Source organism: Mesorhizobium sp. M8A.F.Ca.ET.208.01.1.1, from assembly GCF_004791315.1.
GTDB lineage: Bacteria > Pseudomonadota > Alphaproteobacteria > Rhizobiales > Rhizobiaceae > Mesorhizobium.
Window position 1 is genome coordinate 1 of sequence record NZ_SRUT01000029.1, and the last position, 1,158, is coordinate 1,158.

General features: G+C 61.7%; 1 protein-coding gene. It reads left to right on the forward strand.

The genetic code is table 11. The features are described from left to right. Positions 1 to 199 precede the first annotated feature (199 nt). Positions 200 to 1,135, forward strand: a complete 936-nt coding sequence (locus EN851_RS34095; protein ID WP_135931042.1) for an IS110 family transposase — start codon at positions 200 to 202, stop codon at positions 1,133 to 1,135. Positions 1,136 to 1,158: the final 23 nt, after the last annotated feature.

Below are 1,158 nucleotides of genomic sequence, written 5' to 3' on the forward strand. Positions count from 1 at the left end.
CACCCCTTGTATCTGCACGGATCTGACTTTGTGCGATGGAAGCGACTGAGCCTCGAACCGGACGGCATCCGATTCGAGGCTTGGCGAAGTCGCCCGACACCCCTGCGGCTACAACCGTGGATGAGCCTGGGATCTTCGCCTTCGTCACGCACGACCGAATAGTCGCTTGGCTCCAATCGCACGCACAAGGCAGGTTACCGTGAACACGACCCTCTGTGGAATAGACATTTCGAAAGACTGGCTCGATGCCCATATCGAGCCGATGGGAGCGGCAAGCCGCTTCGCCAACGATGCGGCAGGCATCGCCGATCTGGCCGCCTGGTGTCGGAACCATGACGTCGAACTCGTCGTTGTGGAGGCCAGTGGCGGCTACGAACGGCTGGCCTTCTTGCTGTTGTGGCAGATGGGGCAACCCTGCGGCATGGCCAATGCCAGGAGCGTTCGCTACTTCGCCGAGGCAATGGGCTTTCTGGAGAAGACCGACAAGATCGATGCCGCCGTGATTGCCCGTTATGGTGTCGTCAAGCGGCTCAAGCCGACGTTGCCGCCGAGCGCGGCCCAGCAGCGGCTCAAGGCGTTGGTTGCGCGGCTTTCCCAGGTGGGAGGCGATCTCACCGTTCAAAAGCAGCGCAAGAGCACTGCCGACGCCGAAACCATCGCCAGCCTTGATGAGGTGATCGCGCTGCTTGCGCGTCAGAGCCGGAGGCTCGAGGGTGAGATCGCCACGCTCATTGATGATGATCCGCTGTGGGCACGCCTCGACCGCGCCTTCCGCTCGCTCAAGGGTGTTGCCTCTCGCACCGTGGCCCGGCTGATGGCGCAGTTGCCCGAAATCGGCATCCTCTCCAACAAGGCCATCGCCAAGCTCGCCGGCCTGGCACCGATCGCCAATGACAGCGGAAAGCGCAGCGGTCGAAGACCGGTGCGCGGGGGTCGTGCAGGGCCTCGCGGCGTCCTATTCCTCGTTGCCAGCATCGTTGCCAAATATGATCCGCATCTGGCCGCTTTCAAGCAACGGTTGCAGGCTGCCGGAAAGGAGAAAATGGTCATCCGCATCGCGCTCGCCCGCAAGCTGCTCGTCATTCTCAATGCAAAAGCACGCGATGCGCGAAACGAGTTCGCAAATGCAACTTGACACCTCAGATAGTCGCTCATCCG